Here is an 18,998-nt window from a genome sequence, read left to right as displayed (position 1 = left end):
CGCAGAGCCTCTGCGCCTTCAGCCGGGTTCGGTGATCAGGAGTGGCCGACCGGCCCTTCCTCCTCCGGCAGCGTCGACGGGTCGGAGACGATGTCGGGGTCGACGGAGTCGGCGGAGAGCGCATCGTCGACGGGACGGTCGTCCGCGTCCAGGTCCGCGCCGTCGGGGGCATCGTCGACGGCGTCATCGCCCTGCGGATCGTCGTCTTCGTCGTCGTGGCCGTGCGTGAGGTCGTCGAACTTGTCCTTGCTCGCGGCGACTGCGGACGCGGCGGCTGACTGCACACCGGCGGCGACCTCGGGAGCCTTGTCCTTGACGGCCTGGGCTACTTCCGGCGCCTTCTCGCGCACCGTCTCGCCGGCCTTCTCGAACTGCTCCTGCACGCGAGGATCGGACCACAGCTGGTCGACCTGTGCACGCAGCTTCTCGTAGCTGGCGCGTCCGGAATACGAGCCGAGCACGAACCCCACGCCCACGCCCGCCAGTAGAATCAACCGCTTCTTCATGCGTCCCTCCCCGATCGTCCAGCAGTTCGCTCTCAGTCTATCCTTCACGTGACGCACGCCATAGCCACAAGGTGTCCTTTGCTCGGAATCCGTCCGGGCGGAACATCGATCGCCTCGCTCACTACGATGAAGCGGTGACTTCGCACGCCTCACCCCCACGCTTCGTCCACTCCACACCGCAGTCATCGCGCTGCTCGGGCCCGTCCGGAGCAGTCCTGGCGATCGACCTTGGCACCAGCCACGTGAAGGCCGCTCTCATCGGCGCGGACGGCACGATGGCGGCGGAGGCGCACACACCGCTGTCGACGACCCGCGGTCCCGACGGTCTCATGCACCAGCAGGTCGAGGACTGGGGGAGGGCGGTCCGTGACGTGATCGAGCAGTGCCTCGCCGCGACCGCCGGCATGGCGCCCTGCTCCTCCGACGATGACGCAGTGCTTGCAGCCCCAAGCTCCTCGCCCCCGCAGCTCGCTGCGATCGCGGTGACCGGGCAGATGCAGGACCTCATCCTCCTGGGCGAGGACAGCCGGCCCACCCATCCGGTGGTCCTCTACTCGGACACGCACGCGGCTGCCGAGCACGCCGCCCTCACCGTAACCAACCCCACATGGCTGCCGCAGGTGGCCGTCACACCCCCGCCTGGGCCGGACTCGCTGCCGCCCAAGATTCTCCACGTCACCCGCCACGTGCCGGACGCCATGGCGGCATCCGCGACAGCGCTCTTCTCCGCCGCCGGGTGGGTCGCGCATGCTCTCACGAACGTCCGTGTGTGCGACCGTCTCACCGCCAGCACCACGGGCTTCTTCGACCCGCGCACCGATGACTGGATCCCGTTGCGGTCACCCGAAGGCACGGCGCTGGTCCCTGCGCACCTCCGCCTGCCGCGTCTCGTGGACCCCGGCGTCGTCGGGCACGTGACCGCTCAGGCCGCCCGCACCTTCGACGTCCCCGCGGGGACGCCTGTCGTCATGGCGCTGGGGGATGCGGGATCCGCGACGGACGGGATGGTCGGCAGCGTGCCGGGAAGCGCCTACCTGCACCTGGGGACGACGGGGTGGGTGGCGTTCATCGACCCCACTCTCGCGTCGGATCTTCCGCTGCCTGCGGAAACAGGCGAGCACCCGCAGCACCACCGGCTCGTGCATCCGGCGGGGCACCTCGCCATCGCGCGGCTGCCTGCCGCGGGTGAGGCGCTCGAACACGCGCGCCGAGACCTCCTTGAGCTCACCGACCCGCATTCGCCGGATGCACACGCCTACGCCGAGGCGGCACTCACTCGAGCAGACGCGGCAGGTCTTGCCTATGCCGAGGTCGTCAGTCATGTGGCGGACGATGTGGCCGCGCTGCTGGATCGTCTGGGTGCACGTCCTTCCCGCCTTCCCGCGACCGGGGGAGTGGTGCGTTCACCGATGGTGCGGCAGATCCTCGAGCAGGCGGTGGGGGTCCCGGTCGACCTGCTTTCCGATGCGGAAGCCGGGCTCGTGTCCTGCGCGCGCGTGGCCTTCGACGCCCTGGGCGTGGAGCACGCGATCGCTCCACTCGACGGTCGGTAGTGCCCCGAACATGCTGAAGGCCCGGGCAGCGGGGGCACATCTTCCCGTGAGGGTGATGCAGACCCGATGCCCAGGCCTTCAAGACTGAACAAGTGTAAGAACTCCTACTGGCCAGTTCAAATCGACGCGCGCGACACTAGGAGTCCCTGCCCCCTCACCACCTACGTCCGCGTACAGGACCGCGCGGCGCGAGAAGTTGGTCCGGAACGCGGACGTAGGCGCATCAGGAGCCGTGAGTCGGGGCCTGTCCCCGTGGTCACCCGTTGTGCGTCCGAAGCCCTGTCGTACTCGTGGTCTTCGTTGCGTACAGTCCCCGTGTGAACAACGTCGGCCCGTCCACAGGTTCGGCCGACCGCAGACGTCGGGTGAGGCCGGTTCCTACGCTCTGCCGTCATGAGCAGCTTTCGCCGTGCGACTCGACTCGCGTCTGTGCCGATCCTCGTCACCTATGCGACTGCATCCCACCACGGTCTGCGTGCGACCACGGTGCGGACCCGTCTGTCGCGTCGACCGATCATCGGAGGCGTGCACGTGCACCCTGATCGCACCGAGATCCTGAGAGTCCCTTCATGGGCCGATGACGAGTGGTTCGCCCTGCGCACGAAGATTGCGGCTTTGCAGGTGAGACGGCCGGATGCGGTCCTTTCTCACGTCGTTGCGGCTCGGTTCTTGGGGTGGCCGGTACCGCCGTCCTCTTCCATTCATCCGATAGATGTCACCCCGTCTCGGTCGAACGTGAGCACTGCGGGCTTCCGCGCTCATCGCGTGAAGGAGCTTCCGCACACGACGGAATGGGGAATCGCAGTGGCCGAGCCATCAGAGGTGCTCCGGCAGATCAGCCCGGTGTTCTCAGAAAACGAACTCATCGCGGTGATCGAAGCTCTGTGCGGTCCGTGGAGTGGCCCTGCAGACGACGACCTCACGCCTGGACGCATACAGGAGGTCGTGGATAACGGGCGAATGTTCCCCGGCAGCAGGAGGTTGAGGAAGGCCCTGGAAAGAGCGCGTTCCGGGGTCGGGTCACCGCGGGAGACATGGTTGCGGCTCGAGCTCGTGGCTTGTTGCCTGCCTGAGCCCGTTGTCGGCCACGCAGTCATGACGCCGATCGGTGAGCTGCACCCGGATCTTGCGTACGTGGACGCCAAAGTCGCGTTGGAGTACGAAGGTGATCACCATCGGAGTGACGACTGGCAGTTCTCCCACGACCTCGAACGCTCGACTGCGTTCCAGGCGGCCGGGTGGATCTGCATTCGCGTGGGGAAGAAGATGTCCACCTCACGCATCGTCGCCCTGCTCGCGGCGGCGCTGGACCGATGAGCGTGACAAGTGATGAAACGCGCGAATCTACGTCCGCGTACAGGACCGTCAGACGCGAAAAATCTGTCCGGAACGCGGACGTAGGTGAAGAGGTGGCGTGTACGCGGACGTAGGTGACTGGATGGACGGAGATGAATGAGTAAGGGTCCTGCTGGACATGTTCCCCACAAGGGGGGTTCATGTCCAGCAGGACCCTTCACTGCTTGCGCAGTCAGCCACTTCAGTGGCGTGTCAGCGCTGGCGCAACGCTCACGCTGCGCACTTCACGCCGCGCACTTCACGCCGCGCCCACGCCACGTGCTCACGCCGTGGGGGTCACTTGCGTGCGTTGACGGCGTCCGTGGCCTGGGGGAGGACCTGGAACAGGTCGCCCACGACACCGAAGTCGGCGAGCTCGAAGATCGGTGCTTCGTCGTCCTTGTTGATGGCGACGATGTTCTTCGAGGTCTGCATGCCGGCGCGGTGCTGGATCGCACCGGAGATGCCCGCTGCGACGTACAGCTGCGGCGACACGGCCTTGCCCGTCTGGCCCACCTGGTGGGAGTGCGGGTACCAGCCGGCGTCCACCGCGGCGCGCGAGGCACCCACGGCAGCACCCAGCGAATCCGCGAGTGCTTCGACGGGGGCGAAGTCGCCGCCGGTGCCACGGCCGCCGGACACGACGATCGCCGCTTCGGTGAGGTTCGGGCGGCCGGATGCCGGCTTCTCCTCGACCTTGACGATGCGTGCGGTCTTCGCGGCGTCCGTCGGAGCGAACGACACCGCTTCGACCGCACCTGCGGCTGCAGCCGCTTCCGGAGCTGTCGAGTTGGGCTTCACGACGATGAACGGCACGCCCTGCGTCACCTTGCCGGTGATGTCGTAGGACGCGGCGAACGCCTGCTGTGCGGCGGTGCCATCGGCGGCGACGTCGACGGCGTCCGTGATGATGCCGGAGCCGGTCTTGATCGCGGCACGGGCGGCGACCTCACGGTCCTCCGTACCGGCGGTCACGAGGACCGCAGCGGGGGAGCGCTCCTGCACGAGCGCTGCGAGCAGCTCTGCCTGCGGGGCGACGAGGAATTCGCCGTAGGCGGAGTCGGAGGCCACGAGGACCTTCTCCGCACCGTATTCGCCCAGCGTGGAGGCTGCGGCTTCACCGGCGGCTGCGTCGCCGACGAAGACGGCGACGGGGGTGCCGACGCGGCGTGCGAACGTGAGCAGTTCGAGCGTGGACTTCCGGACCTGGCCGTCCGCGTGGTCGACGAGAACGAGAACTTCAGACATAGTGCGCTTCTCTTCCTTCGCGTATGTGGTCGATGTGGGGCGGACGGATCAGACGAGCTTCTTGGACGCGAGCCAGTCGACGAGCTTCTGCCCGCCGTCGCCCTCGTCCGAGACGACTTCGCCTGCGGTGCGGCCGGGGGCCTGCTGCAGCTGGGTGATCTGCGTCCACGCGCCGGCGCCGCCTGCGGAGGCGTCGAGGCCCAGGTCGCCCAGGTCGTACTGTGCGACAGGCTTCTTCTTCGCCCGCATGATCCCCTTGAAGGAGGGGTAGCGCGGTTCGTTGATCTGGTCCGTGACGGACACGAGCGCCGGCAGGTTCACCTCGATGAACTGCGAAGCGGTGTCGCCGTCGCGGCGGATCGTCGCCGTGGAGTCGGTGACCTCCAGAGCGGAGCCCTGCGTCGCGGCGGGGCGGCCAAGAAGTTCCGCCACCATGACGGGGATGACGGACATCTGGCCGTCGGTGGAGGACAGGCCGGTGATGATGAGGTCGACGGGGCCTTCGTCCTGCTCGACCTTCTGGACGGTGGCGGCGAGGATCTTGGCGGTGCCCACGGCGTCGGCGCCGGAGATGGCGTCGTCATTCACGTGCACGCCCTTGTCGGCGCCCATCTGCAGGGCCTTCCGCACAGCGTCCTTCGCATCGTCCGGGCCGACTGTGACCGCGATGGTCTCAGAGCCCTTGTCCTTGTCGGTGAGGTTGAGGGCCTCTTCGATCGCGTATTCGTCGAGCTCGGACAGCAGGCCGTCGGTCTCGCGATCGACAGTGTTGTCGGCCTCGAAGGAGCGGTCGCCTGCGGCGTCCGGCACGTACTTGACAAAAGTGACAATCCGCATGGGAGTGATCAATCCTTCCTTGGGAACCGCATTCCCCTTCCACGGCGCTGTGGCGCACCGCACGTTCGGGTCGGTTCCCTTACGTTATCAACTGTTCAGGACACCGGAGTCAGAGAGTCTTCCCAGTTCCGTCTGGGACAGTCCCAGCTTCTCGCTGAGCACCTGGTGAGTGGCCTCGCCGAGGACGGTGGGCCGTTCGCCGGAGAGGTAGTGGCCGTCGAATCGGATGGGGTTCGCGCCCACGAGCATCTCACCCAGCTGTTCCGAGGCGAGCCCCCGGAGCACGCCGGTCGCGACCCCCGCCGCCGAGGCCCCGGCAGCGTCCGCTGCCACCTCCCCGATGCTGCGGTAGGGGGCCCAGAGGACGCCGGTCCCGGTGAGCGCATCGGTCACCTCTGCGACAGTGCGGGCGGCGAACCACGGCTTCAGCAGCGCTTCGAGTGTCTCCCGCTGCGCATACCTGTTCTCTTCGAGCGACAGGTCCACGCCCAGTGCGGCCTGCAGCGCGTCGATGACGGCGTTCATGCCGGTCGCGTCGACGAGTGCCTGCCACTGCCGCGTCGTGATCGCGGTGATCATGACGGAGCGGCCGTCCGCGGTGGTGAAGTCCGTGCCGAACGTGCCGAAGATGTGGTTGCCGTGCTTGGCCCGCTCCCCGGCGGGCTGGAGTGCTTCCGTGTACCAGCCCAGGTTCGCGACCGCGGCGAGGGCGATGTCCTCGAGTGCGACCTCGGCGTAGGTGCCCTCACCGGTCGTGGACCGCTGCAGCAGCCCGGACACCACGGCGGTGACGACGGCCTGCCCGCACAGCAGGTCCCAGGCGGGCAGCGCGTGGTTGGCGGGCCTCGGCGATTCGGCCGGCCCCGTGACCCCGGGGATGCCGGTCTCCGCGTTGACGGTGTAGTCGACGCCGGGGCCGCCGGATGCGGTGCCCTGCACCTTCACGTGGATGAGGTCGCTGCGCTCGGCACGCAGCACGTCGTCCGTGAGGAAGCTCCGGCCCACGTTGTTCGTCACGAAGATGCCGGTCTTCGCCGGGTCCTCGCCGGTGGCGGTGATGAGCGCCTGGGCGAGCTCCCGGCCCTCCTCGGAGCGGAGGTCGATCGCGACGGACCGCTTCCCCCGGTTGAGGGTGCCCCAGTAGATGGAGCGCCCCTCCGGGGTGATGGGCCAGCGGTCGATGTCCGGACCGCCCTTCAGCGGGTCGATCTTGATGACCTCCGCACCCATCTGGCTGAGCGCCAGGCAGGCCGATGGTGCCGCGACGAACGAATCGTTCTCCACGACGGTGAACCCGTCCAGAGGACGCCGAGGTCCCGGGCCTGTCCCGGTGGAGGGGGCCGTCATGCTCAGGCCTCCACGCGCTCGAAGATCGCGGCGAGTCCCTGGCCGCCGCCGATGCACATGGTCTCCAGTCCGTATCGGGCACCGCGGCGGTCCATCTCCCGTGCCAGCGTCGTGAGGATGCGGACACCCGTGGCGCCCACGGGGTGGCCCAGCGAGATGCCGGAGCCGTTGACGTTCATGCGCTCGAAGTCGGACTCGCCGAAGTTCCATTCGCGGGTGCAGGCGAGGGCCTGCGCGGCGAAGGCCTCGTTGAGCTCGATGAGGTCGATGTCCTTCAGCTCCAGACCCGCACGGTCCAGGGCCGCTGCGGTCGCGGGGACCGGGCCGATGCCCATGGTGCGCGGCGGGACGCCTGCCAGCCCCCAGCTGACGATGCGGACGAGCGGCTTGAGGCCCAGCGCCTCCGCCTTCGCCCGTGTCGTGACGATCGTGGCGGCCGCACCGTCGTTCTGGCCGGAGGCGTTGCCCGCGGTGACGGTGGAGTTCTCGTCGATCTTCCCGCGCAGCGCCCTGAGCTTGCCGAGCGACTCCAGGTTGGCGGAGGGGCGGATGTGCTCGTCGAGCGTGATCTGCTGCTCCGGCTGCTTGCGGGTCGCGGCGATCGTGATCGGGACGATCTCCTCCGCGAACGTGCCGCTGTCCGTGGCGGCGGTCGCACGACGGTGCGATTCGACGGCCAGGCGGTCCTGCTCCTCACGGCCGATCGAGTACTCCTCGCGGAGGTTCTCCGCCGTCTCGATCATGCCGCCGGGCACCGGGAAGTTCTTGCCGCCGGCGGTCAGCCGACCGCGGACCAGCCCGTCCTTGAGCTCGACGTTGCCGCCGCGGATCCCCCAGCGGATGTCCTCGTTGAAGAACGGTGCGCGCGACATGGACTCCGCACCGCCGGCGATGACGACTTGCGCGCCGCCGGTCGCGATCGCACCCATGCCGTCGACGACCGCCTGCAGACCGGAGCCGCAGCGGCGATCGACCTGACGGCCGGGGACGGTCACCGGCATGCCGGAGTCCAGGGCGACGACACGGCCGATCGCCGGCGCCTCCATGTGCGGGTAGCACTGGCCGAAGATGACGTCGTCGACGACGTCGGGGTCGATGCCGGTCTTCTCCAGCAGTGCGGTGACGACCTGACGGCCCAGCTCCTCCGGCGCGATGTCCTTGAACTGGCCGCCGAACGCGCCCACCGGGGAGCGGAGCGGCTCGCAGATGACGATGTCGTTCGCTGAAGCGGGGGTCTGGGTCACAGTGTCTCCTTGTGGATCGGGGATCAGTGGATGCGGTCGGGAATGAATGAGTGTGAGGTCGGGACGGGCGGATGAGTCAGAGGGGTGTGGCGGGGGCCGACGACTGGTGGGACGCGGGGGTCGCGTCCCGGGAGGCCGCGCTCGGGGACGCCGTGTGCCGGGCGCCCACCTTCTTGGGAGCAGTGTGCGGGGGCGGGATCGGGGTGGGGACCGCGGCCTCGGCGGCGGCGAGCACTTCGCGCAGCGCCGGGGCCTGCTCGCCCTCGCGGTGGGCCAGGTACACGACGATCGGGTCGTGCGCGATCGACAGCGGTACCGCGACCAGGTTCGGGTCGTGGAGGTGCGCCATGACGGAGTCGTACGTGACAGTGATGCCCATCCCCGCGGCGACGAGCGCGCTCACCAGCTGGGAGTCCGGGGCCTCCTGCACGATGCGGGGACTGAAGCCCGCCTCGTAGCACCAGTGGAGGGTGAGGTCGCGGATGGTCGACCCCGGATCGGTGGGCAGGAGGATGAACGATTCGTCACGCAGGTCCTCGATCGTGACGGAGGACCGGCCGGCGAGGCGGTGCTCCGCGTGGACGGCCACCATGGGGCGCTCGAAGAGGGCGGGGCGGCCGGCGATGCCCGGCGGCTGCGTCTGCCAGCGGATGAGGGCGAGGTCCAGGGTGCCGTCGTGCAGGCGGGCGATGCCCTCCTCCGAGTACACGTTGCTCTCCAGATCGACCGTGATGCCCGGCTTGCGCCGATGCGCCTCCGCCACCAGCCGGGAGGCGACCCGGTGCGACGAGAGGGTGCCCAGGCCCAGGCGCACCCGGCCGACGTCACCGGCGGACGCCATCTGGACGGACTGCTGGGCGGTCTCAGCCGCAGCGAGCAGGGCGCGGGCCGGGGCCAGCAGCGCTTCCCCGGCAGGCGCCAGGGCGACCTGTCGGGTGGTGCGGTGGAACAGCTCCGCCCCCAGCTCCTGCTCGAACTGACGGATCGCACGACTGAGCGGCGGCTGGGCGATGCCCAGTCTCTCCGCTGCACGACCGAAGTGCAGTTCCTCTGCGACGGCGAGGAATGCACGCACCTGCTGGAGCTCCATACAGACGATTATGCCATGATTTATGTCATCTTGGTAAGTATGAATACTGGATTCCCTGTGAAAAGTGACTTAATCTGGCGTCGGCACAGCTGACGAACGAGGGGTGGACACACACATGGCGAAGGACAAGGTCCTGCCGCTGCCAGAGGCGATCCGGGCGCTGGTGCACGACGGCGACTCGATCGCGCTCGAGGGCTTCAGCCACCTCATCCCGTTCGCCGCGGGCCACGAGATCATCCGCCAGGGTCGCCGCGGCCTCACGTTCTGCCGCATGACCCCGGATCTGCTGGCGGACATGATGATCGGCGCGGGATGCGTGGACCGGCTGGTCTGCTCGTTCTTCGCGTCCGGCTCAGCAGGCGCCCTCTACGAGATCCGCCGCCGGCTGGAGGACCACGACCCCGCACCGCTCGAGGTCGAGGAGTACAGCCACCACGCGATGGTGCTGCGCTACCACGCCGGTGCCTCCCGCCTGCCGTTCATCCCGATCCGGTCCTACGCGGGCTCCGACCTGCCGAAGATCAACCCCGACATCCGGCTGGTCGACAACCCCTACGGTGAAGGCTCCGCCTACGTCGTGCCCCCGCTCAACCCGGACGTCACGATCGTCCACGCGCAGCGCGCGGACCGGAAGGGCAACGTGCAGATCTGGGGCATCACCGGCATCCAGCAGGAAGCCGTCTACGCCGCGGAACGCGTCATCGTCACCGTCGAGGAGATCGTCGACGACGAGGTCGTCCGCTCCGACCCCAACCGCACCCTCATCCCCGCCCACGCTGTCGACGCCGTCTGCGTCGTCCCGCGCGGCGCGCACCCCTCCTACGTCCAGGGCTCCTACGACCGCGACAACGCGTTCTACCGGATGTGGCCGAAGAAGGCCAAGGACAAGGCGTGGGTGCAGGAATGGCTCGATACACACGTGCGGGGGACCGCGGACCACGAGGAGTACCTCGCGACCATCGGGGAGGAGCAGCTCGCCCCCCTCACCGTCGCCCCCCGGCCCTCGCAGCCGGTGGACTACGGCAGGAGGATGCCAGCGGGAGCTGGAGCGGCCTCGGCGGGGGCCCGTGCGACGGGGGAGACGGCCTCGGCGGCCAACGACGACGGAGGGACCCAACGATGACAGGAACGATCGACGGGCAGGCGGCTGCGGCCTCGGCGACGGCGCCCGACTACTCGCAGACGGAACTCATCGTCTGCGCGGCGGCGAAGATGCTCGCCGGCAAGTCGACCGTGTTCGCAGGCATCGGCCTGCCGACGCTGGCGGTCGACCTGGCCCACCGGACCCTCAACCGCGACATCGAGCTCATCTACGAATCCGGGGTGACCGGCGCGCACCCGGAGGAGATGGCGGAGGGCATCGCCGACTTCGTGCTGGTGTCCGGCGCGGAATCCGTCGTGAGCATGCAGGCGCTGTTCGGGTACGTGCTGCAGGGCGGCAACGTCGACGTCGGCTTCCTGGGAGCAGCGCAGATCGACCGGCACGGATCGCTCAACACGAGCGTCATCGGCGACTGGGAGCGACCCACCGTCCGCCTCCCCGGATCCGGCGGCGCCTCCGACATCATGTCGAACGCCGGTGAGGTCTTCGTCATCATCCGCCGCCACGACCACGCGTCGTTCCCCGCGGAACTGGACTTCGTCACCTCCCCGTCGCCCGTCGCGGCGCGGGCATCCGGTGAGGGGATCCCGCCCCAGGGCCACGGCGTGAGCGTCGTCATCACACCCCTGGGAGTGCTGCAGCGGGAGGACAGGTTCGGCGAACTCGTCCTCACCCACACCCACCCCGGCGTCACCGTCGACCAGGTGAAGGACGCCACCGGCTGGGACCTGAAGATCGCCGACCACGTGCAGTCCACCGCGGAGCCCACCCTCGAGGAGGTCCGCCTGCTGCGCGACGAGATCGACACCGTCCGCCTCTACCTCCGCTGAACCGACCGCCTTGCCCGCTGAACCCCGCTGAACCACTCGAACAAGGAGCACGCACGCACATGAGCACGGAAGACCTCCACGAGATCCTCGACCGGGAGGGCCAGGGCCCGCTGGCCGGGATCGTGGTCGCAGACTTCTCCCGCGTGCTCGCGGGGCCCTACGCGACGATGATGCTCGCGGACCTGGGCGCCACCGTCATCAAGGTCGAAGGCCCCGGCGGCGACGACACGCGCCTGTGGAAGCCCCCGGTCCGCGGCGACGACTCGACGTACTACCTGTCGATCAACCGCAACAAGTACGACATCGTCCTGGACTTCACAGACGGGGACGATCTGGAGCTCGCCCGTGAGCTGGCGCGCCGGGCGGACGTCATCGTGGAGAACTTCAAGCCCGGCGGGCTGCAGAAGTTCGGGCTGGACTACGACGCGGTGAAGGACGCCAATCCGGACGTCGTGTACGCATCGGTGACCGGGTTCGGCCCATCGAACCCGCAACCGGGATACGACCTGCTGATCCAGGGGCTGTCCGGCTTCATGAGCCTCACCGGCGACGCAGACGGGCAGCCGTTCCGCGCCGGCGTGGCGATCTTCGACGTCATGACGGGCCTCCACACGACCATCGGCATCCTCGCAGCCCTCCAGCACCGCACGCACACCGGCGAAGGCCAGAAGGTCGACACGAACCTGCTGTCGTCCGCACTGTCCGGGCTGGTCAACCAGTCGAGCGCGTACGTCGCGAGCGGCACCGTGCCGCACCGGATGGGCAACGAGCACCCCAGCCTCTACCCGTACCAGCCGATGCCCACGAAGGACGGCGACCTCATCATCGCCTGCGGCAACGACCGCCAGTTCGCGATGCTGGCGAACGGTGTGGGCCGCCCGGAGTGGCTCGAGGACGACCGGTTCGCCGCCGCGTTCCCCCGCAACACGCACCGCAAGGACCTGGAGCCGCTGCTCATCGAAGCGCTCTCCCACAAGGACGCGCAGGAGTGGTACGCGCTGCTCACCGCCGCCGGACTGCCGTGCGCCCCGATCAACTCGGTCGAGCAGGGCGTGCAGCTGGCCGAATCGATGGGCCTCGACCCTGTCGTCCCGACGGGCACGGGTGACCGCGTCGTCCCCACCGTCCGCAACCCCATCACCCTGTCGAGGACGCAGGTCGCCTACGACCTGGCGCCTCCCACGCTGGGGCAGGATTCGGACCGCATCCGCCAGTGGCTCAGCACCCCGCCCGAGGCGCCGGCCGGCTCGTCCGCGCAGGAGGCCTGAACCGGATGAGCCGACCGCCGGGGGAACATCGGGGACAGCCCGGCGAAGGTCGGCAGCCCGGCGGGGATCGTGACCGCGCCTCGTCGCGCACTCCCGGCCGGCTCGCGTACCTCGCGCTGCTGGGCACGACGTCCGCCGGCACCGTGGGCGGCACGATCATCAACGCGCCGCTGGACTGGATCAAGCAGGACTTCGGCGCCTCCGACAGTCGGGTCGTCCTGAGCGTCGCCGCCTACACCGTCGCGATGGCCGTCTTCGTCCCCCTGGCCGGGTGGCTGTGCGACCGCTTCGGGCCCATCCGCGTCGTCGCCGTGGGACTCGCGCTGCTGTCCGTCGCGCAGCTCGCCGCGGTGTTCTCCCTGAGCCTCGAGATGCTCATCGTGCTGCGCGCGGTCCAGGGGGTCGCGTGTGCGACGTTCCCGCCGGGCGTGCAGCGGTCCCTCCCCGTGCTGTGGCCCGCGAAGGGTGCCACCGCCCTGGCGGCGTGGGCGGCGGCGATCGGGGTCGGGCAGGCGATGGGGCCGCCGATCGGTGGCCTCGTCGCACAGTTCCTGGGCTGGCGCGGCGTCTTCGGGTTCGCGGGCGTCTTCTCCGCCGTCCTCCTGGTCGCGGTGCTCCTCACCGTGCCGCGGATCCCGGGGCGGAAGGTGCCCATCCACGCACCCGGCGTCATGGTTCTCATGCTGTCGATCGGGCTGTTCGTCGTCGCGGCGACGATGATCGGACAGCGCGTCCCGTGGGGCCCGGACGTCGTGGTGGGCGGTGCCGCCCTGGTGAGCGGCGTCGCGTTCCTGCTGATCGCGGCCAGGCGGTCCGACCGCCTCGTCGCGCCGCGTGCGCTGCTGGAGCGGCGGTACGCGCGCGCCACCGCGCTCGCCGCGACGGCGATGTTCATCATGGGGATCGTCCTGTCGTCCCTGCCCCTGTGGATCGCGCAGAACCTGCACCTGGGCCCGGGGCCAGTGGGCATCATCGTCTTCTCGATGGCCGCGGCGATGGCGACGTCCGCACGTCTCACGTCCGCGCTGCGGGCGCGGTGGGGCGGCTGGGCGACCTCGATCGCCGCTCTCACCGTCCTCATCGCGGTCCCGCTGCTCCTGGGGGTGTGGCTGGACTGGGGGCCGCGAGACGCGCTCACGGCCGTCCAGGCGATCGGCATCGTGCTGGCGCTGCTGCTCATGGGTGTCGCGACGAACGCCGGGCAGAGCATCGCCGCGTTCTCCGTGTCCCTGTCCGCGACGGGCAAGAACTCCCTGGCGTTCGGCATGCACAACACCGCACGGTTCATCGGCCTGGCGACCGGCTTCGCGTGGACGGCACTGCTCTACCCGGTGGGCTCCATGCTGCTCATGTTCGTGGGTGCTGCGATCGCAGCGGCGGCCGCGCTGTGGCTGGTGGTCGCAGGAGGGCCGCTGCAGCGCATGGAGGTGCGGGGCTCCTGACAAGCCGGGAATCGGTGACGAGGTGGTCTAGAGTGACCTCAGGCTCGTAATTTAACGAGTGTTCGACTGGTAAGTGGGAGGGTGCGTTGGAGCAGCCGCAGGAGGGCGCACGTTCCACGGTCTGGCCGCTGTACGTCGTCACGTTCCTCGCGACCTACACGATCGCGGTCGCGGCGATCTCCGCTCCGGGCATCCAGAACGGCCTGCAGATATCGGATTCCGGGACCTCGCTGGTGGTCGGCGCGTATTCGGCCACGTTCGCGGCGGGCCTCATCTTCTTCGGGCGTCTGGGCGACCGGTGGGGCAGGCGCCACATGTTCCGCATCGGGACGCTGACGTGGGCGCTCACCGCCACACTCACCGCCGTGGCCCCGACAGTCGAATTCCTCGTCGTCGCCCGACTGCTCCAGGGCTGCGCCGCCGCCATCACCACGCCGCAGGTGCTCGCGAGCATCCAGGCGATCCTCACCGGACGGGCACGCCTGCGCGCAGTGGGCTTCTACAGCATGTTCGCCGGCAGCGGCACCGTCGCCGGTCAGGTGATCGGCGGCGGCGTCAACAGCGCGTTCGGTGAGACCATCGGCTGGCGGGCCGCCTTCGGCAGCGTGGGCCTGCTCGCGGTCATCGCCTGGCTGGGAGCCCGCCACCTCACGGAGACCCGGTCGCCCAAACCGCTCGGACTCGACGCGCGCGGCTCCGCCCTCGTCGCGGTGGCCCTGCTGCTCCTCATCGCCGGACTCACCAGCGTGTCCTCCATCGAATTGGCCGCACCCCTGTCTCCACCGGGCCCGCTGGTGTGGACAGCGGTGCTGCTGGGGGCCTCGGCGGCGGGGTTCGGACTGCTGGCCCTGCACGCACGGTCGCGGGAGCGGTCCGGCCGCGCCTCGATCCTCCCGCTGGAGATCCTGCGGGAGCCGGCGGTGCGGACCGGGATGGCGCTCGCCTGCCTGCTCTTCATGATGATCGGCGGATTCGCCTACAACTACGCGATCCTCAGCCAGCAGGGCTTCGGGCTGTCGCCGTGGCAGTCCGGGGCGGCGACGGCGATGCTGGCCGTCGCGTTCGTCATCGCCTCCGCACTGGCACCGCGGATCGTGGTGCGGTGGGGCGGCACCGTGACCGGTGGACGGCGGACGCTGCTGATGGCATCGGTGGTCCAAGGGGTGGGCCTGGTGGGCCTGGGGGCGGTCGCGCTCACCGGGGTGGAGCCGTTCTTCGCGTGGTACCAGCTGGTCGGCGTGCTGATCGGCGGGGGACAGGGACTCATGATGGGCCCGCTGGTGTCCGTCGTCATGGCGGCAGTGCCGGACGAGGCCGCCGGACTCACAGGTGGTCTGGTCGCCACCGCGCAGCAGACCGGGATCGGGCTGGGCATCGCGGTGCTGTCGACGATCTTCGCCGGCCTCACCCAACTCATGCCGATGACGACCGCCTACGGGTGGACGACACTCGCCACCGTGCTGCTCACCGCAGCGTTCGCCCTGTTCGCCGCGCGGGTGGGTGCGACACCGCGGGAGTAGGGGCGTGCTACAGGGTCAAGGGCTCAGTGAGGCCAGCGGTATGACCCACACTCCGTCGGAGCGACGGACGACCGGACCGCTGGGCACGATGATGGCGAGGGCCGCCGGTGCACGTTCGACCTTGGACGCGACAGCATTGAGCTGGTGGGCCGCTTCATCGACACGCTGGTGAGACAGCTTCACTTCGAAGCCCGCCCACGCGCCGTCTGCGTCTTCGACGATGATGTCGATCTCGTCGCGACCTTTGGTGTCCCGCAGGTGGAAGACCCCACGTGCTCGAATGGCTTGAGCCGCCACCCGCAGTTCGTGCACCGCAAGGGACTCGAAGGCGATGCCCAGTGTCTGGAGGTCTGTGAGCAGCCGATCCCTTCCAGCACGCAGGAGGCTGAGGGCGAGAGACACGTCGGCGAGGTGCCGCTTGGGGGTCTGCACCAAGGGTGTCTTGGATCGGAGCCGGGTGCTCCAGGACGGCTGGTCCTCAAGGACGAACAGACGCTCAGCGAAGCCGTGCAGTGAACTCACGAGTTCGGCGGACGGTGCTGCGCCGGTGACATCTGCCATTCTGCGCTGGATCGCGGCGAACGTCGAGGGCTGACCGATCAACCCAGCGTAGGCAGTGAGGAACGCAGTGAAACGCCGCGGGTCGCGACGGGGTCCCCCGAGTTCGGGGAAATCGTGCTCGCTCATCTCTTCCAGATACGACGACACAGCGTCCTGCGCATCCATGTGGTCGAGGTCCGTCCAGCCGGGCCAGCCGCCGCGTACCATCCATTCGGCGTAATCGGACACTGATGCCTGGGTGCCGCTAGACGGCTCCAGGCTCCCGTCGAACAGGCTGGCCAGCGATACGGGTGTCGCGTCCACGCCGCGCTCCTGCAGCGTCATCGTCCTCATTGTGAGAGATCGGATGCGCCCCGCGCCCGAATGTCTGGGGGCCTCATCTGCAGGTGTGGCAGAGCCTGTCAGGACGAATTGCCCCCGTGCGGCTCTGTCATCCACCTCGTGGCGGACGTGGTTCCAGATCGCAGGTACAGCCTGCCACTCGTCGATGAGGCGCGGTACGGGCCCGGGGAGTGCCGACTGAGGTTCCATGCGTGCGAGTGAGGCTTCGGGGGATTCCGTGTCCAGTCGAATCTCTGAAGCACACACCTGGCGGGCCGTTCTCGTCTTTCCGCTGGCCCGTGGACCCCGGATGTGCACTGCCCCGACGGTCAGGAGCCCACGCGCGAGCTCGTTATCGACGATGCGCGGGAGGTAGGCGGTCATGGAGTGGATTCTAGCGTCCACCCCGGAAGAGGTGCCAGGTGGGTCGTGGATTACTCCATGGTCGACCTTGTGATTACTCCATGATTGACCTTGACATTACTCCATAAGCGATGTGGTCCGCAGTGTCGCTATGTGGGCGCTTGCCGCCGAAATCTTCCACGCCGTTGCGGTGCGGGGCGTGACCTCAGGCGCCGCCGCCCAGCGTGACACCGCCGTCCGCGACGACCAGTTCGCCGGTGATCCACGACGCCTCGTCGGACAGGAGGAACGCGGCGAGGGCCGCAATGTCCTCCGGCACGCCCAGGCGCTTGAGGGGGTACGCGGCGGCGACCTTCTCCTCACCCGCCTCGTAGAGCTTCTCCGCGAACTTCGTCTTCACGACGGCCGGCGCGATGGCGTTGACACGGATGTCCGGGCCCAGTTCCATCGCGTACTGCTTGGTGATGTGAGTGATCATCGACTTCGTCGCACCGTAGAAGCCGATCATGTTCGGCTGGCGGACCGCGGCGACGGACGACAGGTTGACGATCGACCCGCCGTGCTGCTTCATCGAGGACTCGTACACCTTGCGGGTCCACTGCATGGTCGACAGGACGTTCACGTCGAACAGCTTCGAGATCGCACGATCCTCCATCTCGATGAGCGGCCCGTACACGGGATTGATGCCCGTGTTGTTCACGAGGATGTCCACCGGACCGAACGCTTCCGTCGCCTGCGCGATCGCCTCGTCCTGGTGTCCTGCGTCGTCGGCCTTCCCCGCCGCGTAGATCGCCTTGTCGGGCCCGCCCAGCTGGTCGACCGCCTCCTTGAGGGCGTCCTCGCCACGGGCGGTGATGAGCACGCGTGCACCCTCGTCGACGAGGCGCTGGGCGATGCCCAGGCCGATGCCCCGTGAAGCGCCGGTGATGATCGCGACCTTGTTCTGGAAACGTGCAGACATGGACTCTCCTTCGAGCGGATACTTACTGATCGTTTGATTGGCAATCTGTCATATGCGGCCACCCGCGTCAACGGCCTGGAGGCCATGATCCAGCTGGAGGAAACGCATCTCGCTGGCCGTGGGCGGCCTCGGCCCATCCATGTACGAAAACGGAAGGACGTGTACCATGACGGGATCCCGGAGGGGTCCGGGCGCCGGCGGTTCCGGGCGGGCCGCGCGGCGAGAGTGCCGTTCTCAGTAGGAGTGTCCATCGTCGATCCAACCCTCAGGAGCATCCGAGCCGGTCGGATCCTTCCTTCGCGGGTGCCTGCTGCGTGGTCGTGGTGGGCGTCGCTGATCGCGGCGCTTGCAGTCGTCGCCTCGCCGGGGCTGACTCCGGGGGTCGTGGCGAGCGCGGCGCAGCTCGACACGGTGGTCACGGACCTGCGCACCGTGGGTCGCGCGGCTCCCGGTGAGGCGTTCCGGATCGACGTCGACTGGGTGCTGCCGGACGAGGCTCGGCCCGATGACTCCTTCGGTATCGAGCTGCCCGACGCCTTGCAGCCCCTGGAGGAGTCCTTCGACGTGACGGATCCCCGCGGTGACGTCATCGCCCACGCCGCCGCGGTCGACGAAGGCGTCGACTTCACACTCACCGAATACGTGGACAGCCACGCGGACGTGTTCGGGGTCATCCACTTCGGTGTCGAGGTCGTCGACGGTGCACAGCCGGGTGGCTTCGTCGACATCGGCTGGGGTGGCGGTCGCGCGACCACGGTCGAGGTCATGCCTCGCTCCGACGAGGGGTGGATCAACAGCAGGCACAAGGGGCAGACGTACGGCGAGTACTACCCGGACACCGGGGTGGTCGAGTGGATCATCATGGGGCCGCTGGGTCACGACTCCGTCACGTTCGACGACAGCGCGGAGGGCGGGCAGGTCTTCCTGTGCGCACAGATGCGGGTGGAGATCTGGAATCTGGACGTGGGTGGCCACTGGGACAGCTCACTCCTCGCGCAGAATCACGATGTCACTTGTACTGAGGGCCACGTGCAGGGCACGATCCGGGACGTGCCGCGCGGGAAGATCGGCGCGATCATCATCCCGACCCTGGTGCCGGAGGACGCGACGGAGGTGGAGAACACCGCCGCCATCACGGTCGACGGACGTACCGACGAGCCGACCGCCGAGTCCATCGTCACCTCCTCCGGCGGGCAGGGCGGAGGCGAGGCCGTGGGTGAGGGCGCCGGGGCCGGCGGCGACGGGGGCGGCGAGGGGGCCCAGGACGGGCTCGCCGCCTGGGACGGCGAGCCGCAGGCGGCCGACGCGTGGCACCAGCAGCTGTGGAAGAGCGCGCCCGCGGTGATAGCGCTGGGGCTGCTCGTGCTCCTGGCCGCGCTGATCGCCGCGGTCATGGTGCGCCGCAGAAAGTGAACATTCCGTAAACCGTGCAGTCCGTGTATCGTGAGGGCGGTTCGGTGCAGTCCGCAC

General features: G+C 68.8%; 16 protein-coding genes. 8 read left to right on the top strand and 8 right to left on the bottom strand.

Translation table 11 applies throughout. The annotated features are described in order from the left end of the window. Window positions 1-35: 35 nt before the first annotated feature. Window positions 36-506 (bottom strand): hypothetical protein, encoded by a 471-nt coding sequence (locus JFC09_RS00200; protein WP_198391983.1) that lies wholly within the window; start codon window positions 504-506, stop codon window positions 36-38. 134 nt (window positions 507-640) lie between these two features. Here JFC09_RS00200 and JFC09_RS00195 point away from each other — a divergent pair, with 134 nt between their 5' ends. Both JFC09_RS00195 and JFC09_RS00190 read left to right on the top strand, forming a co-directional pair. After that, window positions 641-2,059, top strand: coding sequence for an FGGY family carbohydrate kinase (locus JFC09_RS00195; protein WP_198391982.1), 1,419 nt, complete (start codon window positions 641-643; stop codon window positions 2,057-2,059). A gap of 765 nt (window positions 2,060-2,824) precedes the next feature. Next, on the top strand, window positions 2,825-3,376 hold the full coding sequence (locus JFC09_RS00190) for a hypothetical protein (RefSeq protein WP_198391981.1): 552 nt from the start codon (window positions 2,825-2,827) through the stop codon (window positions 3,374-3,376). Window positions 3,377-3,691: 315 nt separating this feature from the next. On the opposite strand, the gene JFC09_RS00185 is transcribed toward JFC09_RS00190, so the two are convergent. From JFC09_RS00185 to JFC09_RS00165, 5 genes are all read right to left on the bottom strand, one after another. Continuing rightward, the gene (locus JFC09_RS00185) at window positions 3,692-4,642 is read right to left on the bottom strand and encodes an electron transfer flavoprotein subunit alpha/FixB family protein (protein WP_198391980.1); all 951 of its coding nucleotides are present in this window, start codon (window positions 4,640-4,642) and stop codon (window positions 3,692-3,694) included. A 48-nt stretch (window positions 4,643-4,690) separates the two neighbouring features. Next, window positions 4,691-5,479 (bottom strand): electron transfer flavoprotein subunit beta/FixA family protein, encoded by a 789-nt coding sequence (locus JFC09_RS00180; protein ID WP_198391979.1) that lies wholly within the window; start codon window positions 5,477-5,479, stop codon window positions 4,691-4,693. Between the two features lie 87 nt (window positions 5,480-5,566). Then, a complete protein-coding gene (locus tag JFC09_RS00175; protein WP_198391978.1) occupies window positions 5,567-6,826 on the bottom strand; it encodes a CoA transferase in 1,260 nt (419 codons plus the stop codon). Window positions 6,827-6,828: 2 nt separating this feature from the next. Continuing rightward, entirely contained in the window at window positions 6,829-8,070 is a 1,242-nt protein-coding gene (locus tag JFC09_RS00170; protein ID WP_198391977.1) for an acetyl-CoA C-acetyltransferase, read from the bottom strand. A gap of 76 nt (window positions 8,071-8,146) precedes the next feature. Then, complete coding sequence (locus JFC09_RS00165) at window positions 8,147-9,160, bottom strand: LysR substrate-binding domain-containing protein (RefSeq protein WP_198391976.1); 1,014 nt, start codon at window positions 9,158-9,160, stop codon at window positions 8,147-8,149. A 115-nt stretch (window positions 9,161-9,275) separates the two neighbouring features. Between JFC09_RS00165 and JFC09_RS00160 the strand changes: the two genes are divergently transcribed. The 5 genes from JFC09_RS00160 (at window position 9,276) to JFC09_RS00140 (ending at window position 15,322) form a co-directional block, all read left to right on the top strand. Next, window positions 9,276-10,283, top strand: coding sequence for a CoA transferase subunit A (locus JFC09_RS00160; protein ID WP_198391975.1), 1,008 nt, complete (start codon window positions 9,276-9,278; stop codon window positions 10,281-10,283). Next, the gene (locus tag JFC09_RS00155) at window positions 10,280-11,092 is read left to right on the top strand and encodes a CoA-transferase subunit beta (protein ID WP_198391974.1); all 813 of its coding nucleotides are present in this window, start codon (window positions 10,280-10,282) and stop codon (window positions 11,090-11,092) included. Before JFC09_RS00160 ends, JFC09_RS00155 begins: the two co-directional genes overlap by 4 nt. A gap of 59 nt (window positions 11,093-11,151) precedes the next feature. Continuing rightward, window positions 11,152-12,360, top strand: a complete 1,209-nt coding sequence (locus tag JFC09_RS00150) for a CaiB/BaiF CoA transferase family protein (RefSeq protein WP_198391973.1) — start codon at window positions 11,152-11,154, stop codon at window positions 12,358-12,360. Between the two features lie 5 nt (window positions 12,361-12,365). Next, the gene (locus JFC09_RS00145) at window positions 12,366-13,802 is read left to right on the top strand and encodes an MFS transporter (protein ID WP_198391972.1); all 1,437 of its coding nucleotides are present in this window, start codon (window positions 12,366-12,368) and stop codon (window positions 13,800-13,802) included. Window positions 13,803-13,888: 86 nt separating this feature from the next. Then, window positions 13,889-15,322: an MFS transporter gene (locus tag JFC09_RS00140; protein WP_198391971.1), complete on the top strand. Its 1,434-nt coding sequence runs from the start codon at window positions 13,889-13,891 to the stop codon at window positions 15,320-15,322. A gap of 15 nt (window positions 15,323-15,337) precedes the next feature. On the opposite strand, the gene JFC09_RS00135 is transcribed toward JFC09_RS00140, so the two are convergent. Continuing rightward, window positions 15,338-16,588, bottom strand: coding sequence for an ATP-binding protein (locus JFC09_RS00135; RefSeq protein ID WP_198391970.1), 1,251 nt, complete (start codon window positions 16,586-16,588; stop codon window positions 15,338-15,340). A gap of 184 nt (window positions 16,589-16,772) precedes the next feature. Continuing rightward, window positions 16,773-17,528 (bottom strand): SDR family oxidoreductase, encoded by a 756-nt coding sequence (locus JFC09_RS00130; RefSeq protein ID WP_198391969.1) that lies wholly within the window; start codon window positions 17,526-17,528, stop codon window positions 16,773-16,775. 303 nt (window positions 17,529-17,831) lie between these two features. Between JFC09_RS00130 and JFC09_RS00125 the strand changes: the two genes are divergently transcribed. Further along, entirely contained in the window at window positions 17,832-18,941 is a 1,110-nt protein-coding gene (locus JFC09_RS00125; RefSeq protein ID WP_198391968.1) for an Ig-like domain-containing protein, read from the top strand. Window positions 18,942-18,998: the final 57 nt, after the last annotated feature.

This window comes from Brevibacterium yomogidense (assembly GCF_016107685.1).
Lineage (GTDB): Bacteria > Actinomycetota > Actinomycetes > Actinomycetales > Brevibacteriaceae > Brevibacterium > Brevibacterium yomogidense.
The sequence above is the reverse complement of the archived record's forward strand: the minus strand, read 5'-3'. Positions and strand labels throughout refer to the sequence as shown.